Raw genomic sequence first — 22196 nt, forward strand, 5'->3', positions numbered from 1 at the left:
TAGCCGCTCCGGAGCGGCTATACATTGGGTTTGAATTGGGTTTGAAATGGTTGATAAAGGGTTATGATATCTTTCATTCCTTTACAATTCTTCTGTTTTAGTCCATCCCTTCATTTTTCATCAAAAAAAATAAAAGAATGTTGTAACGAAATCCGCTTTATTTCTACTAATAGAGAAATATTGATTGAATTATGAAACAAAAGATTTTTACGATGGTATTTGTACTTTTGAGCATGTTAACAGCCAAAGCCCAAATAACCGGCGATTGGAAGGGAACTTTAGATGTTCAAGGAACATCTATGGATTTAATCTTCCATATTAGCCAAGAAGGAGAAACATACAAAGCAACATTAGATATCCCATCTCAAGGTGCCTCCGGCCTTCCGATGAGCGAGACCAAGTTTGAAAACAATAAGCTGACTGTAGCCATGGCGCAGGCGGGTTTTTCTTATGAAGGCGAACTGAACGGAGAGCAGATCGAGGGGATATTCAAACAAGCAGGAATGGAGTTTCCATTAAAGCTTAGTAAAACCAAAGTTTCCAAACCTGGCGATACGACGCTAGTATCATCAAAAGCAGATTTAGAGAAATTAATCGCATTAGATAAAGGCGATTTCAAATATCGTGTGGAAGATTATTTTGCGAAACCTAATTCTTCGCAGTTCCAATTATCTCCCAATGGTAAGTATATCTCTTATCGCGAGAAGGATGCTAACAACAAGCGTCACGTGATGATTAAAGAAGTAGCAACAGGAAAGGTAGTTCGCGCGATAGAAGAGAAGGACGAGTTGATCCGTGGAATGGGATGGGTGAATGATGAACGTTTAGTGTATGTGATGGATCAGGGTGGAAACGAGAACTATCATCTTTATGCGGTGAATATCGACGGTAGCAATAATATCGACTTAACATCATTTCCAGATGTTCAAGCCGGCATTTTAAATTTGTTGAAAGAGCAGAAAGATTTCATCATCATCCAGATGAATAAGGACAATAAGCAGGTTTTCGAACCTTACAAAGTCAATATTCACACAGGCGAAATGACGAAGTTATTTACTAATACGGATCCGGAGAATGCTATTGTTTCCTATGATTTCGATAAAGAGGGAAATTTGCGGGGATACGCTAAAATGCATAACGGAATCAATACGCAATATTTCTACAAAGCAAAGGGAAAGACAGACTTTGAGCTGTTCGGTACGGGTAAATGGGATGACACCTTCTCGATCTTAGCATTCAATTATGCATCAAAAAATCCAGATGAGGCTTATGTATTAACGAATCTGGATTCTGATAAGGCGCGTATTATCCTTTATGATTTCGGAACTAAGAAGATTCTAAAAGAGATCTATTCTAACAAGGATTACGATGCAACTATCCTTTCCTTATCGCGCAAGCGCAACTGGGAAATCGACTTTGTTGGTTTTGAGGGCGAGCGTGTTGAGATTGAGCCGGTAAGCGCTACATTCAAGAAATTATACGATAAATTCAGTAAGGAGTTCCCAGGATACGAGTATTCTATCGTTGGAAAAACCGATGAAGAAGATCAGTACTTAGTGATGGTGCAGAGCGATAAGCTTTACGGTCGTTATTATCACTTAGATGCGAAGTCGGGCAAAACGACTTTGTTGTACGATCTGATGCCACAATTGAAAGAAGCGGATATGGCAGAAATGCGCCCTATAACTTTCAAATCGCGCGATGGATTGACCATTCATGGTTACATCACACTACCGAAGGAAGCATTGGCGGGCAAGCGTGTACCGTTGATCGTTAACCCACATGGCGGCCCTCAGGGGGTTCGTGATAGCTGGGGTTTCAATCCGGAGACGCAATTATTCGCGAGCCGCGGATATGCAACATTACAGGTTAACTTCCGTATTTCGGGTGGTTATGGTAAGGAGTTTTTACGCGCCGGATTTAACCAAGTAGGTCGTAAGGCAATGGATGATGTGGAGGATGGTATTCAATACGTAATCGAGCAGGGTTGGGCAGATAAAGACAACATCGCAATCTATGGCGGTAGCCACGGTGGTTATGCGGTATTGAGGGGCTTAACTAAGACTCCAGACTTGTATAAAGCAGGGGTGGACTACGTAGGGGTATCGAATATCTTTACGTTGTTGAACTCTATTCCGGAGTATTGGAAGCCATACAAAGAGATGCTATACCAAATTTGGTATAATCCGGACAAGGAAGATGAGGCAGCGATTGCTAAAGAAGTATCGCCTCTATTCCACGTAGATAAAATTAAAGCACCTTTATTCGTTGTTCAGGGTGCAAATGACCCTAGGGTAAAGATTGCAGAGGCAGATCAGATTGTGAAAGCGCTTCGTAGCAAAGGAGTGGATGTACCTTATATGGTGAAATACGATGAAGGACATGGATTCCATAAAGAGGAAAATCAGATAGAATTCTATAAAGCAATGATGGGATTCTTCCGTAAACATTTAAAATAAACTGTTGTTAATTAATGATAAAGCCCCTAATTTTAGGGGCTTTGTCTTTTTAACGCCATGCCTATGAAAATTCTAAATCCTTCTCAGTTAAAACATGTTGACGAGCAAACCATAGCGAAACAAGCGATAAGTTCTTGGGATTTGATGCAACGGGCTTCGGCTACGGTTGTAGCGGCGCTTGTGGAAGATTATCCGGATGTGCTCGAAAAGCAGGTTTATATCCTCTGTGGGAAGGGGAATAATGGTGGCGACGGTTTGGCTATCGCCGGCTTATTAAAGGCGCTGGGGGCGGCCGTTGAGGTTTATTTAATAGATGCAGAACAGTACTCGCCAGATAATTTAAAAAATCAGGAGAAGTTAGGGGACAATCGTATCCGTAAGTTCAGTTTGGAAGACCGTATCCACTTCGAGGGCGATTCTATGATTCTCGATTGCCTGTTTGGTTATGGTCTGAATACTGCTTTAAGTTCTGATTGGCGTAGTATCATTGATCAGATTAATACAGCAAGCGCAGTTCGGATTTCGGTGGATATGCCGTCTGGTTTGTCTTGCGAAACGCATATTGCCGTGGATAGCCCCATAATAAAAGCTGGTAAAGTGTACACCTTTCAGGTTCCGAAATTAAATCTATTGCTTCCGGAATATGGAAAATTCTCGAAATCTTTCCGTATTCTCGATATAGGTTTGGATGCTGACGCGATGGATGAACAGGAAACGAACATGCATTATTTGACGGCAGATTCCGTCAGATCGCTTGTGCCGGTCCGGTCGAAATTCAGCCATAAGGGTACTTTTGGTCATGCGCTCTTGATTGGAGGGAGTTATGGGAAGATGGGGGCGGTGCTTTTGGCCTCGAAAGCAGCGTTAAGAACAGGTTGCGGATTAGTGTCGGTGGGCATACCACATTGTGGGACGACTATCGTGCAAACTGCCTTTCCTGAAGCGATGGTCTTTGCTGACACAGCTGAATTGGCTTTGCGAGATTTTAATTTTCCAACAGACCTGACCGCAATCGGAATGGGCGTAGGGATGGGCACGGATGAGTTAACGATTCGAGGTTTTGCGATCTATCTGCAATCATTGGCGGAGGATGCCAGACTAGTATTGGATGCCGATGCCCTGAATACTCTTTCACAGCAGCAAAGCCTTTTGCAAGCATTGCCTGCGGAGACTATTTTATCTCCTCATCCGAAAGAATTGAGTCGATTGATTGGGGCTTGGGATAATGATTATGAAAAGCTTTCGAAGGCGAAGTTTTTTGCTGCCGAGCATCAGGTTTATCTGATTATTAAAGGTGCGAATTCGGTATTGGTATGTCCGGATGGAAACTTGTATTTCAATTCCACGGGGAACCCGGGGATGGCGACAGGCGGGAGTGGCGACGTCTTAACAGGAATCTTGACCAGCTTACGCGCACAGGGACTATCGGCAAAGAATGCCGCAGTACTAGGGATTTATTTGCATGGTCTTGCTGGAGATCTCGCCGTAAAAGATACAGGGGAAGCGAGTCTAATTGCCTCGGACATCATCGATTATCTAGCAAAGGCTTTCCAGAATTTGTTAGACAGCTAAGGTTTAGATGTCCATTCCTTTTTGCATCTCGACTTCAAATACCGAGTCTATCTTCCAATTGGCTTTGTCTTTGGAAGCTTTTACAGCCAGTTGATCGCATCGCTCATTCAAAGGGTGCCCCGCATGGCCTTTCACCCACACCAACTTTACTTTATGTAGTTTGTATAAGGACATTAATCGCATCCATAGGTCCTTATTCTTTTTGCCTTGAAATCCTTTTTGAATCCAGCCATACACCCATTTCTTGTCGATCGCATCGATGACGTATTTGGAATCAGAAAAGATAGTGACCTGTTGATTGATGCTTTTCAAAGCTTCTAAACCGATGATTACAGCGAGTAGTTCCATACGGTTGTTCGTCGTCTTGCGAAAGCCTCCAGAGAATTCTTTTTCTATAAGCTTGCCTTGATATTCAGGATTTGACCCTGTATAGATAGTTCGTAAAATGGTTCCATAGCCACCAGGGCCTGGATTTCCACTTGAAGCACCGTCGGTATAAAGTTCAATCATTACTGCAAAAATACGCTAATTTCCCGAATTAGGAGCAGTTGAATCGTCGAAGTACTTCTCCATGAGGTAATGCTTTATGCCTGAGGTGATAATAACGATTGCCAGACCGATGATACATCCGACGCCGGTTGAAACAGCGCGGTAGATAGGGGTATAGGCGATTTGTGTATGATGCGGTTCGATCATGATAATGAGCAAAGCGACAATTGCAACGCGTGCCATGTTCATGATATTGAAGACACGACAGCAGATAATCGTTAGTACGATTCCCGCGACGATAGAATAGACGGATTCCGGAAGTACCCAAACGCAAATCATCGCTACACTGGAGCCTATGAAGTTGGATTTGAAGCGTTCTATGGAAAGTCTTTTGGAGTCTTTTTCTTCTGGTGAGATCACCAAAATAATCGAGAGCAAAGCCCAAAAGATCTCAAACTCACGATAGCGGTGATACAGTAAATACCCAATGGAGAATCCAAGTAGACACCGGATGACGTAAATTAATAAAGGGGATGTAACTATTTTTCGAACTATTTGCTTTGTAACAGTTGCTGCTCTCATCAGTGCAAAAATACACCTTGTTATCCAGTATAAAAAGGAAAAGCCATCCGATTAATCGAATGGCTTTTCCTTTTTATTTTAAACTGACAAGACTATTTTGCGTCTTCGCGCAATAGCTTCTTAGCGTTTTTAACTTTGCTGTCTAATAAGGCCAGTTTAACCACTTCCTTCATGTCAGTCACATAATGGAATTTCAAGTCCTTTACGTAGTCCTCTTTAATCTCCTGGATGTCCTTCTGATTGCTTTTGCATAGGATGATTTCCTTAATGTTCGCTCGTTTTGCTGCCAGGATCTTTTCTTTGATTCCACCTACCGGAAGTACTTTTCCACGTAGAGTAATCTCGCCAGTCATCGCTAGCTTCTCTTTTACCTTACGTTGGGTAAACAGGGATGCTAATGCTGTCAGCATGGTAATACCTGCAGATGGGCCATCTTTTGGAGTCGCACCTGCCGGAACGTGGATATTGACATCCCATTGGTCGAATACCGCATAGTCAATTCCGAATTCCTCTGCATGCGAGCGTAAATACGCCATTGCAATTGCTGCGGACTCTTTCATTACATCACCTAAGTTACCTGTCAGGCTTAGCTTTCCTTTTCCAGGGCTTAAGCTCGACTCGATGAAAAGGATATCCCCACCTACCGAAGTCCATGCTAAACCAGTCACAACACCCGCGATATCGTTGTTCTCGTATAGGTCCTTATCAAAGATAGGAGCGCCTAAGATCTCTTCGATATCCGAAGCCGTAAGCGCCGGATTGTATTCTTTTTCCATCACAATGCGCGTCGCAACCCCACGAACTACCGACCCAATCTTCTTCTCTAAGCCGCGAACGCCGGATTCTCTCGTATATTCTTCGATGATTTTTTCAATCATCTTTGGCTTTAAGCTGATATCTTTAGCCTGTATACCATGCATTTCACGTTGCTTTGGCAACAAGTGCTTCTTAGCAATTTCAATCTTTTCCTCAATCGTATAACCATTTACTTCGATAATCTCCATACGGTCTAACAATGCCGGCTGTATTCCGTTCAGCGAGTTTGCCGTAGCGATAAACATCACCTTGGATAAATCGTATTCCATTTCCACATAGTGGTCATAGAAGTTGGTGTTTTGTTCTGGATCTAAAACTTCCAATAAAGCTGAAGAAGGATCACCTTTGAAGTCAGAGCCAATTTTATCGATTTCGTCTAGTACAAATACCGGATTCGATGCGCCAGCCTTTTTTAACGACTGTATAATGCGGCCCGGCATAGCGCCAATATATGTCTTACGGTGACCACGAATCTCTGCTTCATCTCTTACGCCACCTAATGCCATACGTGTGTATTTTCGTCCTAAGGCTCTTGCGATAGACTTTCCTAGGGATGTTTTACCAACCCCCGGAGGACCGACAAGGCATAGAATAGGTGCTTTCATATCATTCTTTAGCTTAAGAACCGCTAAGTATTCTATGATACGCTGTTTTACCTTTTCTAAACCATAGTGATCTTTGTCTAATATCCTTTCGGCACGTTTTAGGTCAAAGTTATCTTTTGTGTATTCTGCCCATGGAAGATCAAGCAATAATTCCAGATAGTTCAACTGCACCGAATAATCTGCCGCTGCAGGATTAATACGCGCAAGCTTCTCCAGTTCCTTTGCAAAATGCTTTGAAACATCCTCTGGCCACTTCTTGTTTTTTCCTCTTTTCTTCAGTTCTTCCAGTTCTAAGTCAGGGGTGCTACCGCCTAATTCCTCTTGAATAGTCTTTAACTGCTGGCTTAAGAAATAATCGCGTTGCTGTTTATCTAGATCTACACGAACCTTGTTCTGGATTTGATTCTTCAATTCCAGCATTTGAATTTCGGTAGTTAAGTGCTCTAAGAGTTGTTTCGCACGTTTGACGAAATCTTTGTTTTCTAGTAAGTCTTGTTTGTCCTCCAACTCTAAAGAAAGATTAGAAGCAATAAAATTCACTAAGAAAGTCGGGCTCTCGATATTCTTGATCGCAATTCCAGCTTCGCTCGGAAGGTTGGGTGATAATTGGATGATCTGTAATGCGAGTTCTTTTACCGAAGCAATAAGCGCTTTAAATTGTTTTGAACTGGTCTTTGGCTTATCTTCAGGAAACTTCTCCACCTTGGCCGTCATATACGGTTCAGTTTGCACGAGTTCCAGTAGACGGAAGCGTTGTTTACCTTGTATAATAACCGTGGTATTACCATCAGGCATCTGAAGGATTTTGATGATATGTGCGACAGTTCCGACTTTGTGCAATTGTTCGAAGGTCGGATCTTCAACGATCATATCTTTTTGAGATACCACACCAATGGCGCGATCTCCTTTATAGGCATCTTTGATCAACTTGATGGATTTATCCCTACCCACCGTGATTGGAATCACTACACCAGGAAACAATACGGTATTGCGGAGGGGGAGAATAGGCAGTACCTCTGGTATTTCGGCATTGCGCATTTCTTCCTCATCCTGTTGAGTCAACAGGGGGAAGAATTCCGTTTCCTCGTTAATGATGGGTAATGTTTGGTCAAAGTTGAATGCGTTGAATTTACTCATATTTTCATATATCGTTTTGCCGACATCTTGTCAGACGGTTCGGCGATAAATATCCTATTATAGTTATATCACTATAATGCAACAGCAGTGCCAAGGCTAAATTTTTGGTATTATTTATGCTAATGAAGGGTAATTACTGTTAAATCGTCAGTTATGGCCGTTCATTGACAGCGCGTTATTTAGCGCAAAGGTAAGTCAATTATGGTAAAATGTGGAAATGTTTATAACTATTGATTGTAGCCTTAAACTATTTAACAGATTTTTACTCTATGCAGTAGTAGACTGTTCTAACACTCAACGAAAAACAATTAGAAATGAATATTAATAAAATCAATACACAGATGAAGTCTTTAAAAATTGGATTAGCCGCAGTAGCATTAGCACTTAGTACAGTAGCTGTACAAGCACAAGAGAAGCAACATAGTGACCCAAATGTTCGTGCGGGAGAGAAAGCACTATTGGATGGAGATTTTAAAACTGCTGCAGCGCAATTTGAGAAAGCACTTCCAACTTCCGGAACAGATCCTGACGTAGTGTATTTATTGGGCTATTCGCAGTTCCAAAATGGTGATTACAAGAAATCTATCGGTTCTTTCAATAAAGTTATCGGCTTAGATGCTAAAAATGTACATGCTTATTATTACAAAGCAAAAGCAAACAACAATATCGCTGTAAACCGCGAATTGAAATTGAAAGAATCTGAGCGCGAAGCATTATTGAAATCTGCAATTGCTGACTATACAAAAGCAATCGCTATCAATGCGAATGATGCGAAATTATATCAAAACCGTGCAATCGCTTACCGTGACTTAGGAATCTTAACTGGTACTAAATCATCGTCAAACTACAACAAAACAACTGCTACTGAAGCTTACAACAAAGCGGTAACAGATTACGAAAAAGTATTAAGTTATGACGCTTCGCGTAAGGATATCCAAACAGAAGTTAAGAAAGCGAAAGTTTATCGTGATAACTTGAAATAGGTCTGGATTTTAGATATCAGACATTAGACATAAGAAAGGCAGAATTGATTTCAATTCTGCCTTTCGCTTTTGGAACTTATTCTCTAGAAATGTCTGTTCTCAAGGGCCATCGAGAATTATTATCCCTTTTGGTATTTTAATGGAAGTTTGGAAGAATTATATATCAGGGCTTGTTTAACTTCTATGCCTTTCCTCTAATAACTTCTTAAATTCTGAAGGCGTTTTGCCGGTAATCTTTTTGAATTGCGTGCTTAAATGTGCTACGCTACTGTATTGCAGTTTGAAAGCGATCTCCGATAAGGGCATGTCGTAATGCAGAAGCTCTTTCACCTTTTCAACTCTAAGATGTATAAGATACTTTTCGATACTCTCACCCTGTATTTCAGAAAACGTATTGCTCAAGTAAGCATAGTCCATATTGAAACGATCCATCAAGAATTGTGAGGTCTTTAGGACATTCGTGTCCTCACTGTTTACCAAGCCTAATAAGGCTATTTTTATATCTTCAACAAGCTGTTCTTTTCTGTCTTTCAGAATCTCAAAACCGATAGCTTGTAGTTCTTGGTCAAGCTGAACGAGTTCTGCTTCCTCATAATCGCGCGAGGTTTGCACTTCGCCGATACGAACCTCCTGAAAGGGCAGGTCTAGCCTTTGCAATATTTGTTCTACCGCCATCTCGCAGCGCGGACAAACCATATTTTTTATTCGAACAATAGCCATATTAAGCGATCAATCCAGCGCGTTTCAGCAACGGGTCTACCGATGGCTCTTTGCCACGGAATGCTTTATACAATTCCATCGGATGAACAGTTCCGCCTTTAGATAAAATATTATCTTTAAATTTCTTAGCCACTTCCGTGTTGAAGATTCCTTCCTCTTTGAAATACTCGAATGCATCGGCGTCTAGCACTTCTGCCCATTTATAGCTGTAATATCCGGATGAGTATCCGCCGTTAAAGATATGCGAGAAGGACGGGCTCATGGCATTGTCTGCGACATCCGGATAGATTGTTGTATCCGCAAAGGCAGCAAGCTCAAAATCTTTAACCCTCTGTATGCTGCTAGGATCCTGTCCATGCCAAGCCATATCCAGTAATCCGAAGCTTAATTGTCGTACAGTCGCTAAGCCTTCCAAGAATGCTGCGCTCTCTTTAATCTTTTCAACGTATTCCATCGGGAGGGATGCGCCACTCTCATAATGTTTTGCAAAGAGCGCTAATGCTTCCTCTTCGTAACACCAGTTTTCCATCACTTGGCTTGGTAGCTCTACAAAATCCCAATAAACCGAGGTTCCCGAAAGGGTAGGATAAGTGGTGTTTGCAAGCATCCCGTGCAGGGCGTGTCCAAACTCGTGAAATAGGGTTGTCACCTCGTTGAATGTCAACAACGATGGTTTTGTGGCAGTAGGTTTGGTGAAGTTACAAACGATAGAAACATGAGGTCTTTCGTTTTCGCCGTCCTTGATATATTGAGGCTTGAAAGATGTCATCCATGCCCCATTGCGTTTTCCCTTTCTAGGGAAGAAATCGGCATAAAATATAGCGACTAACCCGCCATGGTTATCTCGGACCTCAAAAGTTTGTACATCAGGATGGTACTTATCTATGGTGCCAACTTCTTTGAAATGAATGCCATAGAGCTTGTTTGCGATATCAAAAGCACCCTGCATTACATTTTCCAACTTGAAGTAAGGTTTCAGTTTTTCATCATCTAAGTTGAACTTCAGCTGTTTCAACTTCTCGCTATAATAGGCGCCGTCCCATTTCTGCAATTGTTCCAATCCATCAATCTCCTTGGCGAAAACAGCGAGCTCTGCAAACTCTTTCTCTGCGGCAGGTTTTCCTTTCGCTAGAAGATCATTTAGAAATGCTTTGACCGTTTCAGGATCCTTCGCCATGCGTTCTTCCAATACAAAGTGCGCGTGGCTCGGGTAGCCCAATAGGTTCGCTCGCTGATGTCTTAGGTTAACAATTCTCAAGACAATCGCTTCGTTGTTGTTCTCGTTGTCTTGGAATGCCTTTTTGCCGGCTGCAATAGCCAGTTCTTCGCGTCTTGCTCTATTTTCAGCATAGGTCATGAAGGGGATGTAGCTTGGGTAATCCAAGGTAATGATCCAGCCTTCTTTTCCTTGCTCCTTCGCCAATTCCTGTGCTGCCTCAACTGCACCTTCCGGCAGGCCGGCAAGTTCCGCAGGATCGAGCAAATGCATCTGATAAGCATTCGTGTCGGCTAATACATGTTCACCGAATTTCAACTTCAATACAGATAGCTCGGCATCAATATCGCGCAATTGCTGTTTCTTATCCTCAGCTAACAACGCTCCATTGCGAACAAAATCTTTATAGTTCTTCTCCAGCAGCATCAACTGCTCTGTGTTTAGGTTTAAGCTGTCCTTGTGCTCGTAAATAGCCTTAATTCTTTCAAACAGATCAAAGTTTAAGGTTATATCATTGCTCAGCTTAGAAAGCTTCGGAGCTACTTCCTGCGCAATCTTATCAAGCTCCTCGTTTGTTTCTGCGGAGTGTAAGTTGAAAAATATATTGGAAATACGGTCCAGGCGCATACCTGAGAATGCTAATGCGGCGATCGTGTTTTCGAAAGTTGCCGTGTCAGGATTTGCTACCAGTCGATCGATCTCTTCCCTCGTTTCGGCAATGGCCTCATCGAAAGCAGGTATAAAATCTGCTTGATTAATGGAAGAAAACGGGGCTGTATCGTGGGGAGTATTAAATGTTATTTTTAGCATGTTCATAGCATAAAGTTACAACAAATTAACATAGCTAATGGCTTACAAACATTTTAATTGATTAGTTTTGACGGTAACATTACGTACACTATTACCGTTATTAATATTAAAAAAAATCTTATGAAGAGAAAATTCAAGGCTTGTCTTTCGATGTCTTTGTTGTTGTTAGCCGCACAAGCTTGTAATTCAGGAAATCCGACACAAACTCATAATACAACGACCGTGGAAGAGGTGGATAAAAATTCGCTTCCAGGGACCTATGAATATGTCGGTAATGGTGATACGATTCGTTTGGATCTAAATGCAAAGCAGGACTCTGTATTTGGTCAATTGCTTTACGCATTGGGTGAAAAAGATCGTAACGTAGGCGATTTCAAAGGGCATGTGAAGGGTGGTCAACTGATTGGCGAGTACTACTTTATGTCTGAGGGGGTAAACTCCGTGCGCGACATGATCTTTAATGTGACTAACGAAGGATTAATAGAAGGATATGGCGAGGTGGAAGAGCGCGACGGCGGTTTCCGTTTTTTGGATACCAGTAAGCTGAAGTTTGATCACGGAATGCTATTGGAGAAAAAATAGAAGACGAGTTTATCAGTGTCTATCCAAATCTAATTGTGATTAGGAAGAGCACTTGATTAGAATAGCGAATATACTATAAAGAGCAGCCCTTGCCGGCTGCTCTTTATGGTTTATTCGCTATTTTACTTCTTCCCACCAAGGATGGGTTTGGTTGGGCTTATCGAGGAAAATAACTTGCCCCATCTGTGGGGTTATCAATTCTTGATTTTGTTTCTTCGCTTCTGCAGATATCCTGATCATGGGTTCATCCCAAGCATGATTAGCCAAAGGGAATTTAGAGTTATGAACAGGAATTAAAGTTTTTGTTTGCAGTTCCTTCGCTGCGGTAACCGCTTCCTCAGGCATTAGGTGGATATAATGCCACATATCATTGTATTGCCCGTTTTCAATAATCGTAAAATCAAAAGGACCGTACTGTTCACCTATTTCTTTAAAGTGTTTCCCATAGCCGCTATCTCCACCGATAAAGATATTGTATTTCGAAGTATTCAACACGAAGGACGACCACAGACTTGTATTGCGCTTGAACCATCTGCCCGAGAAGTGTCTGGCAACGTTGGCGGTGAAAGTAAGCGAGTCAATTGTTTCGGATTCGCCCCAGTAAAGCTCGTGTATTTTTTCAGTAGGATAGCCCCATTTTTCGAGGTGCGCTCCAACGCCGATACTTGTAATGATCTGCTTGGCTTTGCCCTGATATTTCTTCAGCGTAGCGTAATCTAAGTGGTCAAAGTGATCATGGGTGATGACCAGCACGTCAACATCCGGCATATCCTCGATCGTATAGGTGTATGTCATATCGAATGCTTTGACTCCAAATGGTACCGGCGATGCATGCTTGCTAAAAACAGGATCGACGAGGATACGCTTCCCATCAATCTGCAGAAAGTAGGAGGAGTGGCCAAACCAGACATACACGTCCTGATCGAGCGGTATGTTTTTTAGGTCGGTTTGGATAACCGGCAGGGCTGTAGACGGTACATTCCGCTTATCCTTGCCAAAGAAGAATTTGCGCAGCATGGTCACTTGCGATACACCTTCTTTGATTGCCGGCGTAACCTCAATGTTATCAAAAACTCCTTCTTTAAAAGTCTTTAGCGATTCCATGCGATGCAGGCGTTCGCCCGACGCTAATGCGCCGATATTGTCAGATCTACCCAATAAGAAGATCAGTATAACAACCATGATGATAATGGTTAAGAGTATGTAAAGCATGTATTTAAGAATCTTTTTCATATTAGTGCGGCGCAAGATAGAACATTGTAGGCTTCTTTTTTAGGTTATTGGAAATAATCATTAACATTTTACTTTCACCTGAAAATATCCGCTACTGAGCGAAGTCTATATTTGTAATTATAAAGAAAATAGCTCTTTCCATATTTAATATCCCGTTAATATACACTGTCTATCTTTGCGTAAACAAACAGCAATAAATCTCATGAGTTTAATTAATAATGATGAGTCATCCGTCATCCTGGAATGTTTCAAAAGATTGGATGGGAAGTATCGAACTTATCTGGATAGGGAAGGTCGATGGTTGGGCGGAAGCTTGATAAATATTTTGGTTTTTCCTTCGGTAACGGATAAGGAAGTAAGGGAAGTGCAGGTTAAGATGGAGATATTTAATATGCTCCCTAACGATATAAAATCAGACGTATCCCACATTATTCAAGTATAGTACTATTTACAAGCTTTTATTAATTCAATCAAACCCCAATCATAGCCCTTTCGAAAGGGTTATGATTGGGGTTTGTATTGGGTTTACATTGGGTTTGAATAGGGTTTGAGTAGTAGTAGTTAGATATAAGATGTGAGACATTAGATATGAGACTGTTTATCTTTGCCCCAAGAAAGAGAGGGTAAAAGGATTGGCAGGATCGTGTCTAAAATCTAATGTCTGATATCTAACATCTTGTCTGAACCAGGAAAGGAAGGATGAAAAGATGAGCAGGATCCTGTTTTTCCTTTTATCCTTCCTTTCCTGGTTCAAAACAAAAGACCTGCGTTTATGCAGGTCTTATATCTAAAATCTAATGTCTTATATCTAACTTATTGATATCCCAATAGTTTCATTACTTGTTTTGAGTTCTGTTCTTCGCCGAATACCTCGTAGTTGAATGTTTCGTCGCGATTTCTGCGCACTAAAACATGTTTAGGTGAAGGAAGCAGACAGTGGTGAATACCGCCATATCCGCTCAATACTTCTTGGTAAGCTCCGGTATGGAAGAACCCTAAGTATTGCACTTTTCTTGTTTTCGGCATAAATACCGAGTTCATATGAGCCTCTTGGTTATAATAGTCTTGACCATCGCAGGTAATTCCACCAAGGTTCACACGCTCGTATTCCGAATCCCAGTTATTGATTGGCAATAAGATATACTTTTGATTCAAGGCCCAAACGTCAGGTAAGTTCGTGATGAAAGAACCGTCTAACATTAACCATTTTTCACGGTCGTTCTGTTGTTTACGGCCTAGAACTTTATACAGGATTCCAGAAGCTTCAGCTACTGTATATTTACCGAATTCGGTAATAATATCTGGTTCTACGACTTCGTGGTGTGCACAGATTTGCTTGATACGGTTCACGATTTCATTCACCATGTACTCATAGTCGAAGTCGTGTACTAGCGAGTCTTTGAACGGCATACCGCCACCAATATCTAGCGTATCTAATTCTGGATTGATTTTTTTGAATTTACAGTACAATGTAACATACTTTTCAAGCTCATTCCAGTAATATGGCGTGTCCGAGATACCTGAATTGATAAAGAAGTGAAGTAATTTCACTCTAAAATTCGGGTTTTCAGAGATCTTGCTGTTGTAGAAATCAATGACGTCTTCCATACGGATTCCCAAACGGGATGTATAGAATTGCGAGTCTGGTTGTTCCTCTGCAGCGATACGAATTCCCAAGTTACAAGGTTCGGATAATTCAATCTCGTCATCATACATATTGAACTCTTCTTTATTATCCAAAACAGGGATAATATTGTGGAATCCATCATGTAACATATCGACGATATATTGCTTGTATTGGAAGGTTTTAAAGCCGTTACAGATTACTGTAATGTCCTTGGTTACTTTACCTTGTCGCTCCAAAGCATCAATCATAGGCATATCGAAGGCCGACGATGTTTCTAAGTGAATATCGTTTTTTAGGGCTTCTTCAACAATATGTTTGAAGTGGGATGACTTGGTGCAATAACAATACTTATAGGTACCGCGATAGTTGTATTTCAACATCGCTGTTTGAAACAATATCTTGGCCTGTTGTATCTTTTTACTAATAATCGGGAGATAAGTAAAACGTAGCGGCGTACCGTACGTTTCTATCATTTCCATCAAATTCAAATCGTGGAAGTACAATTCGTCATCGATAATATCGAATCCGTCTTGCGGAAAACCAACACTTAAGTCAAGAAATTCCTGATAGCTCTGCATTATTTTCTTATTTTTGGCAAAGATATACTTTCATAATGAATACATAAATATTATTGCAGTTATTTTTTGAATTCATTATCAGAACGTTAAGAATATTACGAAATATTTACATGGCAAATTCAATTCAAGAACTGCTTATTGAGAAGACAGTTGAAGCAGTAAGTGCACTTTATGGTTCCGAAATTCCTGCTCAGCAGATTAGCTTGCAAGAGACGAGGAAAGAGTTCGAAGGACAGATTACAATCGTTGTATTCCCGGTTACTCGTTTTTCGAAGAAATCACCTGAGGTAACAGGTACTGAAATTGGTGAGTATTTACAGCGACAGATCTCAGATATTACAGCTTTCAACGTCATCAAAGGCTTCTTGAATTTAAGTTTTTCCGATGCTTATTGGGTGAACTTGCTGAACGATACGATTTTGTCGGATAACTTTGCCGTATTGCCTAAGAATGGCAAAAAGGTAATGGTCGAATATTCATCGCCAAATACAAATAAGCCACTACACTTAGGACATATCCGCAATAACTTATTAGGATTTTCTGTTGCCGAGATTCTTGGCGCTGCGGGCTATGATGTGATCAAAGCAAATTTGGTAAACGATCGTGGTATACACATCTGTAAATCGATGTTGGCATGGCAAAAGTTTGGCGAAGGACAAACTCCAGAGTCCACAGGGATGAAGGGTGACCACTTAGTTGGTAAATACTATGTAATCTTCGATAAGGAATACAAGAAAGAAATTGATGAGCTGAAGGCTGCAGGTCAATCTGAAGATGACGCGAAGAAAAATGCGCCGTTGATCAAAGAAGCGCAGGCGATGTTGCAGCAGTGGGAAGCGGGCGACGAGGAAGTGATTTCTTTATGGAAGACCATGAACAGCTGGGTTTATACAGGTTTTGACAAAACCTACAAGCAGCTGGGCGTTGATTTCGATAAATTCTACTACGAATCAGATACCTATTTATTAGGAAAAGATATTATTCAGGAAGGGCTTGATAAGGGTATTTTCTTTAAGAAGGAAGACAACTCAATTTGGATCGACTTGACAGATGAGGGCTTGGATCAGAAACTGGTGTTGCGTGGAGACGGTACTTCGGTATACATTACGCAAGATTTGGGGACGGCTCAATTAAAGTATGATGAGTTCAATATGGACGAGTCAATTTATGTCGTTGGGAATGAGCAAGACTATCATTTCAAGGTTTTATTTGCGATCTTGAAAAAGCTGGGTAAAGATTGGGCGCAGGGATTATTCCATCTTTCTTATGGTATGGTCGATCTTCCGCACGGTAAAATGAAATCAAGAGAAGGGACTGTAGTTGATGCGGACGATTTGATGCAAGAAATGCTAGATACAGCCCAACAGCGTACGGAGGAGTTAGGCAAGACCGAAGGATTGGAAGAGGATGAGAAGGCTGCACTTTACAACACGCTTGGTATGGGCGCATTGAAATATTTCTTGTTGAAAGTAGACCCTAAAAAGCGTCTGTTGTTCAACCCAAATGAGTCTGTAGATTTCCAAGGGCATACTGGTCCTTTTATACAATACACGCATGCACGTATCAAGTCGGTGTTGCGCAAGGCAGCATATCAAGCTGATGCCGCGAAAGTGGTTCCTGCTTCGATATCCGCTTTTGAGCGCGATTTGATACAGGCGATTGCCGGCTATCCGGAGGTAATTGCATTGGCAGCAAAGGAATTCAGTCCTGCGCAGATTGCGAATTACGCGTACGAGCTAGCGAAATTATACAACAAATTCTATCACGAAGAGAATATCTTAAAGGCAGAGCAGGAAGATGTGAAGCAGTTCCGCTTACACCTATCGGCAGCTGCGGCGAAGGTAATCTCGGGATCTATGAAACTATTAGGAATTCAGGTTCCTGAAAGAATGTAATCATGACTAAACTAAACGTTGGATTAATTGGGTTCTCCATCGGGGGACATGTATTTCATGCGCCTTTTATTGAAGGGAACGCGGATTTGAATTTATATAAGGTGACGGCACGGAAGCCTGAGCAGCAGCAAATGCTTGCGGAGCGATATCCTGAGGCACTTGCTGTGCAGTCTGCTGATGATATTATCAATGATCCGGCGGTTGATATCGTCGTGGTAGCAACATCTAATGATGTGCATTTTAGCCTTGCCAAGCAGGCTTTGGAGGCTGGAAAGCATGTGGTGGTTGAGAAACCTTTTACAAATTATTCGGTTGAAGCAGATGAGTTGATCGCGCTTGCGAAGAACAAAGGTCTGCTTTTGTCTGTTCATCATAACGCTCGTTATCATTCGGATTTTAAGACTGTTAAAAAGGTGTTGGCTTCAGGAAGACTGGGCCGTGTCGTGAATTACGAAGCGCGTTTCGACCGCTTTCGTAATTTCTTACGTCCTGGAGCTTGGCGAGAAGAGAACCTTCCGGGGTCGGGTATCCACTATGATTTAGGAGCGCATCTGATTGATCAGGCGCTACAATTATTTGGCAAACCTTTATCGATCTATGCGGACCTTCGTGTGCAACGCGATGGCGCAAAAGCTATCGATGATTTCGAGTTTATTTTATCTTTTCGTGAAACGAAGGTTTCTCTGAAGGGACAAATGCTTGCTAAACTTCCAACAGCGCGTATCGCGGTTTATGGCACCAACGGTTGTTTCGTGAAGTGGGGTGTCGATCCGCAGGAGGCTTTATTGCGTGAGGGTGTTATGCCACATCAGCATGCGGATTGGGGGAAGGAGCCTGAGGAAATCCAAGGCACGCTTGCGATTTTAGAAGATGGCAAGGATGTGAATGAGCGTATCGTCAGTGAAATAGGATCAGGTGAAGATTTTTATAAAAATATCGTTGCTGCAATTCGTGGGGAGGAAGCTTTGTTCATTACACCCGAACAAGCAAGAGATGTGATCCGTATTTTAGAGCTTGCGGAGCAGTCTTGGAAAGAACAACGTGTCGTTTCCTTAGAAGGCGAATTAATATCCTAATGAATTCTTACGACGCCATCATTATCGGAGCAGGAGCGTGCGGACTTATGTGTGCAGCGCAAGCAGGTCTTTTGGGTAAAAAGACGCTGCTGATTGAGCGCAATGATAAGCCGGGAGCAAAGATTTTGATATCGGGTGGCGGTCGCTGTAATTATACCAATCTCTATACATCCGTAGATAATTTCGTTTCGGAGAATCCGAAGTTCTTGAATGCGGTGTTCTCTCAATGGACCGTTGATGATACAGTTAATTTCTTCGAGCAATTTGGTGATATCAAAGGGCAGGAGAAGACCTTGGGTCAGCTTTTTCCAGTATCCAACAAGGCCAAAGATATTGTAGCTACTTTCACGAAGCTAATGTATGATACGGGGCAGGATATCTGGTTGAATACAGAGGTGAAGCAGGTTGATAGGATCGATACAGGCTTCGAATTGCAGATCGTAAAAGAGGGGAAGAGCCAAACTTTACGCGCTAAAAAATTAGTAATGGCTTCCGGAGGTCTTCCGGTCGCTAAATTGGGGGCATCAGACTTCGCGCTTCGTGTTGCTAAGCAATTTGGAATGCGGGTTGTGGCAACTGCTCCTGCTTTAGTGCCTTTGACCATTACAGGAAAAGATGCGGAATGGTATGCTTCTTTGGCTGGTAATTCAGTTTTTGCGAAAGTTTACAACGACTTAATCAGCTTTGAGGAAAATATTCTATTTACTCATTGGGGATTGAGTGGTCCGGCGATACTTCAGATTTCTTCTTATTGGAAGCCTGGCGACCAATTTACTGTTGATCTATTGCCCAAGTTTAGCCTTGAGGCATTGATTAAGGAGGAGCGCAACTTTGGTGGAAAGCGAACGGTAGGCCAATTGCTTAACGATTATTTTAGCAAGAAAATGGTAGAGGCTTTAGGAAAATACCTGCCAATCGGTGTGAAGATAGCTTCCTTAGGGAAAGCGGACGCTAAGCTGATCGTAGATACCATCCATAAGTTTAAAGTAAAACCTGCCGGCGACAAGGGTTACGACAAAGCGGAGGTAATGCGCGGTGGTGTTTCTACGGAAGAGCTCCATACGAAGACGCTTGAATCTAAGAAGGTATCTGGCTTATATTTCGGAGGAGAGGCGGTAGATATTACGGGCTGGTTAGGTGGCTATAACTTTCAATGGGCATGGGCCGCTGGCTATGCAATTGCGCAGGACTTGTAATCTCCAATTACAGCATAAAAAAATAGCTGCACATTCGTACAGCTATTCTCAGGGTCAAAAGTTGTTTTAAGGTTTGCTCAAATAACGTTTATTAATTAAATGTATATTCTAGTTTAGCTTCGTCTTTCGCAGCATCCTTGATTACGAAGTCTTTTGTGATGGCAGCATTGCTGTTCACTTTGATTTCCAATTTTACCGTTGCTGGTTTGTCTACTTTAGCACGGATGTGAATTTTTTCTCCTTTTTTAGTAATCTTTCTTTTTGCTTTGATTTCTGTGGCAATTTTATACTCTTTCTGTTCCAACTCGGCTTTCTCTCCTAAATAATGCACACTAGTCAACTTTGCATCATTGCCAGTAACTGACACAACCCTGTAACTGATGTTTGCCTCCATTGGGTATTTAGGCTGTGGAGTAGGGTTTTTCTTTTTATCGTCCTTGCATGACGACATGAATACCACCGCTGCTAAAGTTGCAATGGTTAATCCGCTTGTGAATGATAATAGTTTTTTCATAAAATGATAACGATAAGTTAAAGTACTAATAATTAAATAAAACAATCGTCGACTAATGTTTTGTAGTAATACGATATTTGTAATCCTACCGCTACAGATAATGAAAATATTTTTCAACTATTTTTCTTATTGAGCTTTATTGTCTCGAAAATCTAAATAAACCTTTGTATGCATATTTTTCCTACTTTTGCATATTGAAGCAAACTGGTTCTATCGCTGTTCTGTATAAAAGCAGGACAGAGGAAAGTCCGGGCAACAAAGAGCAACACGCTTCCTAACGGGAAGGCTATTTCACAATAGACAGCAAGTGCCACAGAAAATATACCGCCTCGCAAGGGGTAAGGGTGAAAACGTGAGGTAAGAGCTCACGGTATTGTATGGCGACATGCACTACGGTAAACCTCGTGTGTTGAAAGACCAAATAGGTTGCGAGATTAGAAGGCTGCTCGTTTTCTACCTTCGGGTACTCGTAATGGGTAGGTTGATTGAGCTTGTGTGTGAATGCAAGCCTAGATAAATGATAGAAATCCAGCAATGGATACAGAACCCGGCTTATAAAGTTTGCTTCTATTTTAATTAATGTTTAATTTTTACCGATAAACTTGAAAGAGATAATATGACCACAGTTTTAATCATCGATGATGAACGTCCGATACGTAGTTCCTTACGTGATATCTTAGAATACGAAGATTATAAAGTGTTGGATGTCGACAACGGAGAAGATGGACTCAAAATATTAAAAAAGGAAAAAATTGACCTTGTTCTTTGTGATATCAAGATGAACAAGATGGACGGTATGGAGGTGTTGAGCACCGCGAAGGAATTCTCCGACGTTCCGTTTATTATGGTTTCCGGTCATGGTACAATCGAAACTGCTGTTGAGGCAGCGCGTAAAGGTGCCTTTGACTTCCTTGAAAAGCCCTTAGACCTTAATCGTCTCTTAATAACCGTTCGAAATGCGCTAGAAAAGGGTTCCCTAGTAAAGGAAACCAAAGTTTTGAAGCGTAAGTTCTCCAAAACAAAAGAAATTCTAGGTAGTTCTTCAGGCATTAGCTTGATTAAAGACACGATTGATAAAGTAGCTCCTACGGAAGCAAGAGTTTTGATTACGGGTGCCAATGGTGCTGGTAAGGAACTTGTGGCTCGTTGGTTGCATGAGAAGTCTATGCGTGCGGCGTCGCCTCTTATCGAGGTTAACTGTGCGGCTATTCCTTCAGAATTGATCGAATCTGAATTGTTTGGACATGAGAAGGGATCATTTACTTCAGCCGTGAAGCAACGTATCGGTAAGTTCGAGCAAGCGAACGGCGGAACTCTATTCTTAGATGAGATCGGCGATATGAGCCTTTCTGCACAAGCTAAAGTACTGCGCGCATTGCAGGAGAATAAGATCACACGCGTAGGAGGTGAGAAGGAGATAGATGTTAATGTGCGTGTCATCGCGGCGACCAATAAGAATCTACTTCAAGAAATTGAGGACGGAAACTTCCGTATGGACTTGTACCACCGCTTGAGCGTGATCCTAATTCATGTACCTTCATTGACAGAGCGTAAAGATGATATCCCAACATTAGCAACAGCATTTTGCGAAGAGATATGTGCAGAATACAGCATGCCAGTGAAGACCATTACTCCAGATGGGATGAAAGCACTGCAAGCTTTACCATGGACAGGTAACATCCGCGAGCTTCGCAATATGATCGAGCGTCTTATTATTCTATGTGATAAGAAGATTACGGAGAATGACGTTCGTATGTTTGCTAATCCAGAGAGCGTGTCGCAAGCACCAAAGTCTAATGGCTCTTCTGATGCAAACGAAGGTTTTGATTTCGAGCAATTCACTTCTTTTCAAGATTTTAAAGATTTCTCGGAATGCGAGTTCATTAAATATAAATTGGAGAAGAACAATTGGAATGTCTCCAAGACAGCAGATGATCTCGATATACAACGTAGTCACTTGTATAGCAAGATTGAGAAGTTCGGTCTAAAAAGAGATTAGAACATAAAACAACAAAGGCCTCGCATTGCGAGGCCTTTGTTGTTAACTTATATTTCCTAGTCGTTGACTTTTCTCTTTTGTTTTCGGTAGAGCATAAAGATCACGAC

At 41.7% G+C, this 22196-nt stretch carries 17 protein-coding genes and 1 other RNA gene; 10 read left to right on the plus strand and 8 right to left on the minus strand.

The window, feature by feature from the left end; translation table 11 throughout:
• The first annotated feature begins 191 nt into the window (after window positions 1-191).
• Together B2400_RS12340 and B2400_RS12345 are read left to right on the plus strand one after the other, a co-directional pair.
• Entirely contained in the window at window positions 192-2459 is a 2268-nt protein-coding gene (locus B2400_RS12340; RefSeq protein ID WP_293933751.1) for an alpha/beta hydrolase family protein, read from the plus strand.
• Between the two features lie 63 nt (window positions 2460-2522).
• Window positions 2523-4031 (plus strand): NAD(P)H-hydrate dehydratase, encoded by a 1509-nt coding sequence (locus tag B2400_RS12345; protein WP_293933753.1) that lies wholly within the window; start codon window positions 2523-2525, stop codon window positions 4029-4031.
• A 3-nt stretch (window positions 4032-4034) separates the two neighbouring features.
• On the opposite strand, the gene rnhA is transcribed toward B2400_RS12345, so the two are convergent.
• The 3 genes from rnhA to lon all read right to left on the minus strand — a co-directional run bounded on the left by rnhA (window position 4035) and on the right by lon (window position 7660).
• The gene (gene rnhA, locus B2400_RS12350) at window positions 4035-4541 is read right to left on the minus strand and encodes a ribonuclease HI (RefSeq protein ID WP_149526617.1); all 507 of its coding nucleotides are present in this window, start codon (window positions 4539-4541) and stop codon (window positions 4035-4037) included.
• A 15-nt stretch (window positions 4542-4556) separates the two neighbouring features.
• On the minus strand, window positions 4557-5102 hold the full coding sequence (locus tag B2400_RS12355; protein ID WP_149526616.1) for an FUSC family protein: 546 nt from the start codon (window positions 5100-5102) through the stop codon (window positions 4557-4559).
• Between the two features lie 92 nt (window positions 5103-5194).
• Entirely contained in the window at window positions 5195-7660 is a 2466-nt protein-coding gene (lon, locus tag B2400_RS12360) for an endopeptidase La (protein ID WP_260040695.1), read from the minus strand.
• Window positions 7661-7974: 314 nt separating this feature from the next.
• On the opposite strand from lon, the gene B2400_RS12365 reads away from it, so the two are divergent.
• Window positions 7975-8643, plus strand: coding sequence for a tetratricopeptide repeat protein (locus B2400_RS12365; protein WP_149526614.1), 669 nt, complete (start codon window positions 7975-7977; stop codon window positions 8641-8643).
• Window positions 8644-8817: 174 nt separating this feature from the next.
• On the opposite strand, the gene B2400_RS12370 is transcribed toward B2400_RS12365, so the two are convergent.
• Together B2400_RS12370 and B2400_RS12375 are read right to left on the minus strand one after the other, a co-directional pair.
• Complete coding sequence (locus tag B2400_RS12370; RefSeq protein ID WP_293933760.1) at window positions 8818-9339, minus strand: helix-turn-helix domain-containing protein; 522 nt, start codon at window positions 9337-9339, stop codon at window positions 8818-8820.
• A gap of 25 nt (window positions 9340-9364) precedes the next feature.
• Window positions 9365-11389: a M3 family metallopeptidase gene (locus B2400_RS12375; RefSeq protein ID WP_293933763.1), complete on the minus strand. Its 2025-nt coding sequence runs from the start codon at window positions 11387-11389 to the stop codon at window positions 9365-9367.
• 120 nt (window positions 11390-11509) lie between these two features.
• Here B2400_RS12375 and B2400_RS12380 point away from each other — a divergent pair, with 120 nt between their 5' ends.
• Window positions 11510-11971 carry a hypothetical protein gene (locus B2400_RS12380; protein ID WP_293933765.1) on the plus strand — a complete coding sequence of 154 codons (462 nt, stop codon included), beginning with the start codon at window positions 11510-11512 and terminating at the stop codon, window positions 11969-11971.
• A 117-nt stretch (window positions 11972-12088) separates the two neighbouring features.
• On the opposite strand, the gene B2400_RS12385 is transcribed toward B2400_RS12380, so the two are convergent.
• Entirely contained in the window at window positions 12089-13204 is a 1116-nt protein-coding gene (locus B2400_RS12385; protein WP_293933767.1) for an MBL fold metallo-hydrolase, read from the minus strand.
• 202 nt (window positions 13205-13406) lie between these two features.
• Between B2400_RS12385 and B2400_RS12390 the strand changes: the two genes are divergently transcribed.
• On the plus strand, window positions 13407-13646 hold the full coding sequence (locus B2400_RS12390) for a hypothetical protein (protein ID WP_293933769.1): 240 nt from the start codon (window positions 13407-13409) through the stop codon (window positions 13644-13646).
• Window positions 13647-14017: 371 nt separating this feature from the next.
• On the opposite strand, the gene B2400_RS12395 is transcribed toward B2400_RS12390, so the two are convergent.
• Window positions 14018-15409 (minus strand): arginine decarboxylase, encoded by a 1392-nt coding sequence (locus tag B2400_RS12395; RefSeq protein ID WP_260040680.1) that lies wholly within the window; start codon window positions 15407-15409, stop codon window positions 14018-14020.
• Window positions 15410-15519: 110 nt separating this feature from the next.
• On the opposite strand from B2400_RS12395, the gene argS reads away from it, so the two are divergent.
• The 3 genes from argS to B2400_RS12410 are packed head-to-tail and all read left to right on the plus strand — an operon-like array spanning window position 15520 to window position 19576.
• Complete coding sequence (gene argS, locus B2400_RS12400; protein ID WP_293933771.1) at window positions 15520-17304, plus strand: arginine--tRNA ligase; 1785 nt, start codon at window positions 15520-15522, stop codon at window positions 17302-17304.
• A gap of 2 nt (window positions 17305-17306) precedes the next feature.
• Window positions 17307-18380, plus strand: a complete 1074-nt coding sequence (locus B2400_RS12405) for a Gfo/Idh/MocA family oxidoreductase (protein WP_293933773.1) — start codon at window positions 17307-17309, stop codon at window positions 18378-18380.
• On the plus strand, window positions 18380-19576 hold the full coding sequence (locus tag B2400_RS12410) for an NAD(P)/FAD-dependent oxidoreductase (RefSeq protein ID WP_293933775.1): 1197 nt from the start codon (window positions 18380-18382) through the stop codon (window positions 19574-19576). Before B2400_RS12405 ends, B2400_RS12410 begins: the two co-directional genes overlap by 1 nt.
• Before the next feature lie 91 nt (window positions 19577-19667).
• Here B2400_RS12410 and B2400_RS12415 read toward each other — a convergent pair whose 3' ends face one another.
• Window positions 19668-20090, minus strand: coding sequence for a hypothetical protein (locus B2400_RS12415; protein WP_293933778.1), 423 nt, complete (start codon window positions 20088-20090; stop codon window positions 19668-19670).
• Window positions 20091-20287: 197 nt separating this feature from the next.
• Here B2400_RS12415 and rnpB point away from each other — a divergent pair.
• Both rnpB and B2400_RS12425 read left to right on the plus strand, forming a co-directional pair.
• An RNA gene (rnpB, locus tag B2400_RS12420) (RNase P RNA component class A) lies at window positions 20288-20661 on the plus strand.
• 45 nt (window positions 20662-20706) lie between these two features.
• On the plus strand, window positions 20707-22089 hold the full coding sequence (locus B2400_RS12425) for a sigma-54-dependent transcriptional regulator (RefSeq protein ID WP_293933781.1): 1383 nt from the start codon (window positions 20707-20709) through the stop codon (window positions 22087-22089).
• Window positions 22090-22196: the final 107 nt, after the last annotated feature.

It is taken from the genome of Sphingobacterium sp. UBA6645 (genome assembly GCF_002455685.1).
Classification (GTDB): Bacteria; Bacteroidota; Bacteroidia; order Sphingobacteriales; family Sphingobacteriaceae; genus Sphingobacterium; species Sphingobacterium hotanense.

Bases quoted from the DNA above. Each gene is read 5' to 3' on its own strand.
- B2400_RS12340 (WP_293933751.1), top strand. From the start codon at position 192: ATGAAACAAAAGATTTTTACGATGGTATTTGTACTTTTGAGCATGTTA.
- B2400_RS12345 (WP_293933753.1), top strand. From the start codon at position 2,523: ATGAAAATTCTAAATCCTTCTCAGTTAAAACATGTTGACGAGCAAACC.
- rnhA (WP_149526617.1), bottom strand. From the start codon at position 4,541: ATGATTGAACTTTATACCGACGGTGCTTCAAGTGGAAATCCAGGCCCT.
- B2400_RS12355 (WP_149526616.1), bottom strand. From the start codon at position 5,102: ATGAGAGCAGCAACTGTTACAAAGCAAATAGTTCGAAAAATAGTTACA.
- lon (WP_260040695.1), bottom strand. From the start codon at position 7,660: ATGAGTAAATTCAACGCATTCAACTTTGACCAAACATTACCCATCATT.
- B2400_RS12365 (WP_149526614.1), top strand. From the start codon at position 7,975: ATGAATATTAATAAAATCAATACACAGATGAAGTCTTTAAAAATTGGA.
- B2400_RS12370 (WP_293933760.1), bottom strand. From the start codon at position 9,339: ATGGTTTGTCCGCGCTGCGAGATGGCGGTAGAACAAATATTGCAAAGG.
- B2400_RS12375 (WP_293933763.1), bottom strand. From the start codon at position 11,389: ATGCTAAAAATAACATTTAATACTCCCCACGATACAGCCCCGTTTTCT.
- B2400_RS12380 (WP_293933765.1), top strand. From the start codon at position 11,510: ATGAAGAGAAAATTCAAGGCTTGTCTTTCGATGTCTTTGTTGTTGTTA.
- B2400_RS12385 (WP_293933767.1), bottom strand. From the start codon at position 13,204: ATGAAAAAGATTCTTAAATACATGCTTTACATACTCTTAACCATTATC.
- B2400_RS12390 (WP_293933769.1), top strand. From the start codon at position 13,407: ATGAGTTTAATTAATAATGATGAGTCATCCGTCATCCTGGAATGTTTC.
- B2400_RS12395 (WP_260040680.1), bottom strand. From the start codon at position 15,409: ATGCAGAGCTATCAGGAATTTCTTGACTTAAGTGTTGGTTTTCCGCAA.
- argS (WP_293933771.1), top strand. From the start codon at position 15,520: ATGGCAAATTCAATTCAAGAACTGCTTATTGAGAAGACAGTTGAAGCA.
- B2400_RS12405 (WP_293933773.1), top strand. From the start codon at position 17,307: ATGACTAAACTAAACGTTGGATTAATTGGGTTCTCCATCGGGGGACAT.
- B2400_RS12410 (WP_293933775.1), top strand. From the start codon at position 18,380: ATGAATTCTTACGACGCCATCATTATCGGAGCAGGAGCGTGCGGACTT.
- B2400_RS12415 (WP_293933778.1), bottom strand. From the start codon at position 20,090: ATGAAAAAACTATTATCATTCACAAGCGGATTAACCATTGCAACTTTA.
- B2400_RS12425 (WP_293933781.1), top strand. From the start codon at position 20,707: ATGACCACAGTTTTAATCATCGATGATGAACGTCCGATACGTAGTTCC.